Annotated in this window: 7 protein-coding genes and 1 pseudogene; 1 reads left to right on the top strand and 7 read right to left on the bottom strand. The window is 63.0% G+C overall.

Going from position 1 to position 9020, the window contains the following annotated elements:
* The 7 genes and pseudogenes from EN879_RS13845 to EN879_RS13875 all read right to left on the bottom strand — a co-directional run.
* Positions 1–1781, bottom strand: a 1781-nt coding sequence (locus tag EN879_RS13845) for a transglycosylase domain-containing protein (RefSeq protein WP_164774405.1), incomplete at its 3' end; no start/stop codon positions are given.
* Between the two features lie 169 nt (positions 1782–1950).
* Positions 1951–2880: a hypothetical protein gene (locus EN879_RS13850; protein WP_245469523.1), complete on the bottom strand. Its 930-nt coding sequence runs from the start codon at positions 2878–2880 to the stop codon at positions 1951–1953.
* Between the two features lie 3 nt (positions 2881–2883).
* Entirely contained in the window at positions 2884–3030 is a 147-nt protein-coding gene (locus tag EN879_RS13855; protein WP_013529552.1) for a hypothetical protein, read from the bottom strand.
* 25 nt (positions 3031–3055) lie between these two features.
* Positions 3056–3309 (bottom strand): annotated as a pseudogene (locus EN879_RS13860) (GlsB/YeaQ/YmgE family stress response membrane protein).
* Positions 3310–3417: 108 nt separating this feature from the next.
* A complete protein-coding gene (locus EN879_RS13865; protein ID WP_013529550.1) occupies positions 3418–3621 on the bottom strand; it encodes a hypothetical protein in 204 nt (67 codons plus the stop codon).
* 100 nt (positions 3622–3721) lie between these two features.
* The gene (locus EN879_RS13870; protein WP_013529549.1) at positions 3722–4342 is read right to left on the bottom strand and encodes a ribonuclease D; all 621 of its coding nucleotides are present in this window, start codon (positions 4340–4342) and stop codon (positions 3722–3724) included.
* 124 nt (positions 4343–4466) lie between these two features.
* A complete protein-coding gene (locus EN879_RS13875; protein ID WP_063170335.1) occupies positions 4467–5852 on the bottom strand; it encodes a M20/M25/M40 family metallo-hydrolase in 1386 nt (461 codons plus the stop codon).
* A 416-nt stretch (positions 5853–6268) separates the two neighbouring features.
* On the opposite strand from EN879_RS13875, the gene polA reads away from it, so the two are divergent.
* On the top strand, positions 6269–9020 hold a 2752-nt coding region (gene polA / locus EN879_RS13880; protein WP_164774406.1), incomplete at its 3' end, for a DNA polymerase I.

The following is a 9020-nucleotide window of genomic DNA, read 5'->3' on the forward strand; positions in this document are numbered from 1 at the left end:
GTGCCGGTCTTGCCGGCCGATGGCCAGGCGAAAGCCGCTTTCCGGGCAGTGCCGATCTCAACCGTGCCCGTCATCATCGAGTTCATCATGCCGACGATCTCAGGCTTGACGACGCGCGGCGCGCTGCCGCCGCCGCTGTCGTAAAGCACTTTGCCCTCGGTGGTCGTCACGCGCCGGATGAAATGGATGTCGGGCTTGTAGCCGCCATTGGCAAAGGGGACATAGGCCGATGTCAACTCCAGCGGCGTCACTTCCGAAGTGCCGAGCGCGATCGAGGTGTTGGCTGTCAGGTCGGACTGGATGCCCATGCGGTGCGCCGCCTCGACAACCGCGTTCGGCCCGACCTCCATGGTCAGCTGCGCTGCCACCGAGTTCAGAGACTTGGCCAGCGCAGTGGCCAGCGTCACCTTGCCGAAATACTTGCCGCCGTAATTGTCGGGCGTCCAGTTGCCGATCTTGATCGGCGCATCGTTGCGGATGCTGTCGGGCGTGCGGCCGGCTTCAAGAGCGGCCATATAGACGAACGGCTTGAATGCCGAACCCGGCTGGCGACGTGCCTCCGAAGCACGGTCGAACTGGCTGGTCGAATAGTCGTAGCCGCCGACCATGGCGCGCACCGCACCGGAATCGTCGATCGCCACCAGGGCGCCCTGGCTGACGTTGAGTTTCTTGCCGCTGTCGTCGATCAGCCTGCGGATCGATTGCTCGGCGAGCTTCTGCAGGTTTAGGTCGACGGTGCTGTCGATGACGATATCGCCGCGTACGTCGCCGATCAGGTCGGGCAGTTCCTCCATGATGGTATCGGCGACGTAATTCTCCGAGCCGGTCCAATAGGACGGCGCACGCGTTGCCGGCGCGCTCATCGCCGAGGTCAGTTCCTTGGCGCTGATCTTGCCCTCGTCGCGCATGGCGGCAAGCACCAGCTGCGAGCGCTCCTCGGCGGCCTTCGGATCGCGTGCCGGGGACAGCCGCGACGGCGCCTTCAGCAGGCCGGCAAGCAATGCGGCTTCCGACAGGGTGACGTCGCGCGCGCTCTTGCCGAAATAGCGGCGCGAGGCGGCTTCGACGCCATAGGCGCCAGAGCCGAAATACACCCGGTTCAGGTACATTTCGAGGATCTGGTCCTTGGTGTGCTTGTGCTCCAGCCATAGCGCCAGCAGCACTTCCTGCACCTTGCGCTCCAGCGTGCGGTCGGGTGTCAGGAACAGGTTCTTGGCCAATTGCTGGGTCAGCGTCGAGCCACCCTGCGAGAAATGCCCGCCAAGCACATTGGTGACCATGGCGCGGGAAAGCCCGATCGGGTCGATGCCGAAATGCGAGTAGAAGCGCCGATCTTCGATGGCGATGACGGCTTCCGGGATATAGGGCGACATTTCGTGCAGGCCGACCGCCTCGCCGCCGCTCATGCCGCGATTGGCGAGCAATTGGCCATCTGCCGAGACGATCTTGATGTTGGGGGCGCGGTCGGGAATCGACCAGGTCGTCGCCGCCGGCATCTTGGCGCCGTAGTAGATGACGATGCCGGCCACGGCGATGCCGCCCCAGATGGCGAGCACGAAGCACCAGTAGAACAGCCGGCCGAGCACGCCGAACAGGCCGCGCCGGCTTCTGCCGCGCTTGACCCGCGACGATTTCCCTTTGGCCGGCTTGCGTTTTGCGGAGGCTTTGCGATTGCTCGGCACGACGCGATCCTCCTCGTTCACCGAAAGACCCGCCGAGGACCGCGCCTGCGGCGGCCCCTCGAAACTGGGTTCGATGCGACTGTCTCTGCGGTTCGCCATGCGCTGTGCTTGATGTCCCCGATGCCTATGGCGTTCGGGTTGAAGAGTAGATGCGGCGATTTAAGGGCGGGTTAAGTCGTGTTCGAATGCCGGCCTTGGGGTTGGGCAGCCAAAAACGCCAGCGTCTGCTCTTTGCAGGTTACTGACGCCACGCTGTTCGCTGTCTCGTTCAGATGGGCTCGAACTTCACATCCGGCTGGTCGGGACCGCCGGCTTGCCGCAACAGCGCGACAATGTGTTCGCCCCTGTCGACCGGCTGTCGCCTCCAGTTCGAGGCGTTCGTGACGTGCAGCCAGCCCTCGACCATCATGAAAAAATCCTCGGATTGATCATGTCCGGCGCCGAAGCGAAGCGATTTGTTTTCAGCGAATCGAACCAGCGCCGGATCGATCGACCTGTAGAGCACAGGCCAGTTGCCGCCGCCGGAATCCATATGAAACTTGTAGCTCGGGGCGAAATCCAGCCGTCGCCGCAAAAGGCTTCCGTCGAAAAAACAGAAGCCGGGCCACAGGAACCAGCCGCCTGGCGTCGGCGTATCGCGCCGCACGCTGCCGTAGAGGCTTTTGCCCTCCATCCGGGCGCGGATCGAAAACGGTTCAGTCGGAAAGATGTCATGATCGATGAAGCCGAACAGCTTCGGCCCGAACCTGGGCAAGAAATTCCGCACGATCCAGTTGAGCGCTTGACCGTGCGATCTGCTGACGACCAGCCTGTTCTTCGGCAATGCGACATAGGGGACATGCTGGCGACGGCAGAGATCGCGGATTGCTTCCCTTGCCTCGCCCTTGTTGCTGTTGTCGAAAACGATGTAGCTTTCGTGCTCGGCCAGGTATCGGCGTACCAGGTGGATCTGCCATTCGATCATTTCGGGCCGGTTGAAGGCCACGGTGGCGACGACCGCATCGCGGAATACCTGCTCTTGCCCCTGCAATTCGCTGACCGGTGCGGATGTCCTCAGAAAGCGAAACACCCGCCAACGATAGCGCAGCAGCGCCTCGCGCCTTGGCGGCCGGTTCAGCCTCTCCCACTCCGCCACGGTGATCGGGGGCTGATCGACGTCTTCCGGGGCGTCAGAAGCAACCATGTCGCGCCCCCGCATGGCTTAGTTCTGCTGGATCGAAATGCCCTTGTCGTCGATCTTGAGCTCGACGCCCTTGGGTTTGGTCTGCTCGCGATAGACATAGATGCCGAGCGCGATGACCACGACGACGAGCGCGCCGATGACGAGATAGAGCGTATTCTGTTTCATGGCGCGCTCTTTGCGTTGTCGAGCCTCAGGCTCGTTTCAGAACCTTGACCAGTACCAGCAGGATGATGGCGCCGATCGTGGCATGGATGATCGCGGCGAGAGTGCCGCGGCCGATGGAAAAGCCGATCCGCGGAAACAGCCAGCCGGCATGAACGCACCGACGATGCCCACGATGATGTTGCCGATCAGGCCGAAGCCGAAGCCGGAAACGATGAGACCGGCGAGCCAGCCGGCGATGGCACCGATGATGATGAAGACGAGCAAGCTTTCGACACCCATAGCGATTTCCTCCGAGCAAGAGGGCGACCGCGGACCGGAAAGCCCGAATCGGCCTCGACATCAACAGCTTAGGCTATTCGAAAGCAGCCGGCCTCACCAGCGGCGCGCTTATTGATCGTCGTCGTCGCTTGCGGCAGGGCGCCAGCTGGTCGGCTCGACCTTCTTTTGCGTGTGACTGTCGATATAGACCCACCAGCCGTCGTCGCGATATTGCGCGATGGATTCGTTGATGACGCCGTCGCTGTCCTTCCAGGTCACGGAGACCTTGGAGCCGTCTGTCGGCGCGGTCGCAATCGGCTTTCTGTCCGCCATGTCATTATCCCCAATTGCACCGACAAACTGAGCCGACAGAACGCGACGGCCTGTATCCGGTTCCAAACGGTCACCGGCCCGCGGAGCGCGCCAACGGCCCTCAGCTATGGGCGAAGATATCCTCTTCGTCCCAGCCCATCAGGTCAAGCTTGGCACGCGTCGGCAGGAAGCGGAAGCAGGCATCGGCCTCCTTGGTCCGCCCATCGCGCGCCAGCCGTCCGGCCAGTACATCGCGCAACCGGTGCAGATAGAGCACGTCGGAAGCCGCATATTCGAGCTGTTCGGGCGACAGCGTCTCGGCCGCCCAGTCCGACGATTGCTGCGCCTTGGACAGCCCGACGCCGAGAAGCTCGAAGCAGATGTCCTTGAGCCCGTGGCGGTCGGTATAGGTGCGGGTCAGCCGCGAGGCGATCTTGGTGCAGAACACCGGCTCCGGCATGACGCCGAACGCATTGTAGAGAACGGCAAGATCGAAGCGGCCGTAGTGGAACAGCTTGGTTACGCCACGGTTCCTCAGCAGGCTGACGAGGTTCGGCGCCTTCTTCTGGCCGGGCGCGATCTGGATGACGTCGGCGCTGCCGTCGCCGGGCGAAATCTGCACCACGCACAGCCGGTCGCGATGCGGATTGAGCCCGAGCGTTTCGGTGTCGATGGCCACTGCCCCGACATTGTAGTGCGAGAGGTCGGGCAGGTCGTTTTTATGGAAACGGATATCGGCCATTGTCTTCTCCGGTCGAGCCCTACAGTGCCCCCTGACCCGCAGGGGATGCTGCAGCGCTTTATCTTGTGGCCCGTCCTCGCCGCGATCGGCTGAAAAATCAACAGGAAAACAGGGGTTCCGCTGCTCAGCGCGTCAAGGCATCGAGAATCCGCGCCCAGGAGCGCTGGCCCTTGTGGAAGGAGCTGAGCTCGTATTTCTCGTTGGGCGAGTGGATGCGGTCGTCGTCGAGGCCGAACCCGACCAGCAGCGATTCCATGCCGAGATAGGTCTGGAAATCGCCGACAACCGGAATGGAGCCACCGCTGCCCGTCGTAACCGCCGGCTTCGGCCATTCGTCGGACAGCGCATTCTTGGCCTTGGCCAGGAAGGGCGAGTCGTAGGAAAGCTGGATTGCCGGCGAGCCGCCATGCGGATGGAATTCGACGGAACAGTCGGCCGGAATGCGCTCCTTGACGAACTTCTGGAACGCGGCCCGGATTTTTTTCGGGTCCTGCTTGTGGACAAGGCGAAACGAGACCTTCGCCGAGGCTTCGGCCGCGATCACCGTCTTGAAGCCCTTGCCGGTATAGCCGCCGATGATGCCGTTGAACTCGGCCGTCGGCCGCGCCCAGGTCAATTCCAGCACGGAGCGGCCCTTTTCGCCCGACGGGATCGACAGGCCGACCGGTCCCAGGAACGTCTCGGCAGTCTCGCCGAGCGTCTCCCATGATTTCAGGATCTGCGACGGCGTTTCCTCGACGCCATCATAGAAGCCGGGAATGGTGATGTGGCCGTCCTTGTCGTGGACATCGGCCAGCACCCTGGCCAGGACGCGGATCGGGTTGGCGGCGGCACCACCATAGAGGCCCGAATGCAGGTCGCGGTCGGCGGCCTTCACCGTGATCTCCTCACCCACCAGCCCGCGCAATCCGACGCAGATCGACGGCGTGTCGCGATCCCACATGCCGGTATCGCAGACCAGCGCGAAATCGGCCTTGAGTTCGCCGGCATTGGCCTCGAGGAACGGCTTCAGCGAAGGCGAACCGGATTCCTCCTCGCCCTCGAACAGGATGGTGATGCGGCAAGGCAGATTGCCATGCACCTGTTTCCAGGCGCGGCAAGCCTCGACGAAGGTCATCAACTGGCCCTTGTCGTCGGCCGACCCCCGACCGACGATCACCTTGTGGTCCGGCCCGACCTCCTTGACAGCAGGCGCGAACGGATCGCTTTCCCACAATTCGATCGGGTCGACCGGCTGAACGTCATAATGGCCGTAAAACAGCACATGCGGCGAACCGGCCGGGCCGTCATGGTGCGCAACCACCATCGGGTGGCCGGGCGTGTCGCGAACGCTGGCGTCGAAGCCGATCAGCTCGAGTTCGGCCACCAGCCATTCCGCCGCCTTGCGGCAGTCGGCGGCATAGGCTGGATCGGTGGAGATGGACTTGATCCTGAGCAAGCCGAACAGGCGCTCGAGGCTCTGGTCGAGATTCTTGTCGAGACGGTCGAGGACGGGGGAAACTGCGGACATATGTGAAGCCTTTCGATTCAGAACCGGAACCGTAAAGGCATGACGGGAAAACGAAAAGCCCGCGATCATTGGACCACGGGCTGCAAACGTCTCTGCGAGGCAAAAAAAGACCGCCGTGGTGGAGGGGGAACCACGGCGGCCTTCTACTCGAAACGATGCGGCAGCCCGGAGAGGGGGGATAGGCTGCCGCAGGTGTCCGGGATAGGCGGGGGACGGGCCTTGCTCCGGACTCGGCGAAAACTGCCGATGACGTGTATTTGGGTCTCTGAACGTGGCGATTCAAGGGCACGAAAATTACAGTTTTGTAACATGGGCGTGAGCAGGGTGACGGCGATCTGTCAGGGTGTTGCCGGAACCGATAGTCGAGGCTGCCTTTGGCATGGACCAAGCCGCCGCGCCGCGCTATCCCTGCCGGCATGAAAAAAGGCGATCATCTCTTCCTTGTCGACGGCTCCGGCTACATCTTCCGTGCCTATCACGCGCTGCCGCCGCTGACCCGCAAATCCGACGGCCTGCCGGTCGGCGCCGTTTCCGGCTTCTGCAACATGCTGTGGAAGCTGATGCTCGACGCCCGCAATACCGATGTAGGCATCGTGCCGACGCATTTCGCCGTCATTTTCGACTATTCGTCAAAAACCTTCCGCAACGACCTCTACCCCGAATACAAGGCCAACCGCTCGGCACCGCCGGAAGATTTGATCCCGCAATTCGGCCTGATCCGCCAGGCGACCAGGGCGTTCAACCTGCCCTGCGTCGAGATCGAAGGCTACGAGGCTGACGATCTGATCGCCACCTATGCGAGGCTCGCCTGCGAAGCCGGCGGCGATACCACCATCATCTCCTCCGATAAGGATTTGATGCAACTGGTTGGCGATACGGTCGCCATGTACGACCCGATGAAGGACCGCCAGATCGGAATTCCGGAGGTCATCGAGAAATGGGGCGTGCCGCCGGAGAAGATGGTCGACCTGCAGGCACTGACCGGCGATTCGGTCGACAATGTGCCTGGTGTGCCCGGCATCGGGCCGAAGACGGCGGCGCAACTGCTCGAACAGTTCGGTGACCTCGACACGCTGCTGGCCCGGGCCGGCGAGATCAAGCAGGACAAGCGCCGGGAATCGATCATCGCCAACGCCGACAAGGCGCGCATTTCTCGTCAGCTGGTGACGCTGATGAACGACGTACCGGTGACCGAGGGTCTGGAGGATTTCGTCCTGCACGCGCCCGACGGCCCGAAGCTGATCGGTTTCCTCAAGACCATGGAATTCACCTCGCTGACCCGCCGTGTCGCGGAAGCGACCAGCACCGAGGCCGGCGACGTCCAGGCCGTCGCGGTCACCGTCGAACGCGCCGATCATGCCCATGGCCCGGACGTTGGCGCCGGTTTGCCGCCGGTTGCCCGAAACGCGCCTGGCACTGAACCGGACGAAGCCGGCGGGACGGCGGAGACGTCAAAACAAGGCGATACCCCCTCCCTGCTCGCGGCACTAAGGCTGGAGCGCGCGGCCACCGGCAAGATCGACATTTCGGCCTATCACTGCATCCGCGATATCTCGACCCTGAAAGCCTGGGTCGCCGAGGCACGGGAGGCTGGCATCGCCGCCTTCGACGTCAGGGCGACATCCGCCGATCCGATGCAGGCGGAACTGATCGGCATGGCCATCGCCACGGCTCCCGGACGCGCCGCCTACATTCCCTTCGCCCACATGAGCGGCAATGGCGACCTGCTCGGTGGTGGCGCGCTCGAAAACCAGATTCCGCTGCGCGAGGCGCTGGCGGTGCTGAAACCGCTGCTCGAAGACAGATCGGTTCTCAAGATCGCGCAGAACCTGAAATACGATCTTGTCATCATGAGCCGCTACGGCATCGATGTCGCACCGTTCGACGACACCATGCTGATCTCCTACGTGCTCGATGCCGGTACGCCCCATGGTCACGGCATGGATGCGCTTGCCGAAAAGTGGCTCGGTCATACTCCTCTTCAGCTCAAGGACGTGACCGGCTCGGGCAAAAGCTCGGTCGGTTTCGATCAGGTCGACATCGACAAGGCGACGGCTCATGCCGCCGAAGACGCCGATGTGACGCTGCGGCTCTGGCTGGTGCTGAAACCGCGGCTTGCCGCCAAGGGCCTGGTGTCGGTCTATGAGCGGCTGGAGCGGCCGCTGGTGCCGGTGCTGGCGCGCATGGAACAGCGCGGCATCTCGGTCGACAGGCAGATCCTCTCGCGGCTCTCCGGCGAATTGGCGCAGGGCGCCGCTCGCCTCGAAGAGGAAATCTACCAGCTCATCGGCGAACGCATCAACATCGGTTCGCCAAAGCAGCTCGGCGACATCCTGTTCGGGCGCATGGGCCTGCCCGGCGGTTCGAAGACCAAGACCGGCCAGTGGTCGACCTCGGCGCAGCTTCTCGAAGATCTCGCTGCCGAAGGTCACGAACTGCCGCGCAAGATCGTCGACTGGCGCCAGCTGACCAAGCTGAAATCGACCTATACCGATGCGCTGCCCGGCTTCATCCACCCCGACACCAAGCGCGTCCACACCTCCTACGCGTTGGCCGCTACGACGACGGGACGCCTGTCATCCTCCGATCCGAACCTGCAGAACATCCCGGTGCGCACCGCCGAGGGCCGCAAGATCAGGACCGCCTTCATCACCGACAAGAGCCATCGGCTGGTCTCGGCCGACTACAGCCAGATCGAATTGCGGGTGCTCGCCCATGTCGCCGAGATCCCGCAACTGCGGCAGGCTTTCGCCGACGGCGCCGACATCCACGCCATCACCGCGTCGGAGATGTTCAACGTGCCGGTCGAAGGCATGCCCTCGGAGGTTCGCCGCCGCGCCAAGGCGATCAATTTCGGCATCATCTACGGCATTTCGGCCTTCGGTCTCGCCAACCAGCTGTCGATCCCGCGCGAGGAAGCCGGCAACTACATCAAGAAATATTTCGAGCGCTTCCCCGGCATCCGCGATTACATCGAGGAGACCAAGGCCTATGCCCGCGAGCACGGCTTTGTCGAAACGATCTTCGGCCGCCGCATCCATTACCCCGACATAAGATCGTCCAACCCCTCGCTCCGCGCCTTCAACGAACGCGCCTCGATCAATGCCCGCCTGCAAGGCACCGCCGCCGACATCATCCGCCGTGCCATGATCCGCATGGAGGAGGCGC

The sequence above is a fragment of the Mesorhizobium sp. M7A.F.Ca.AU.002.02.1.1 genome (assembly GCF_003998535.1).
Classification (GTDB): domain Bacteria; phylum Pseudomonadota; class Alphaproteobacteria; order Rhizobiales; family Rhizobiaceae; genus Mesorhizobium; species Mesorhizobium ciceri.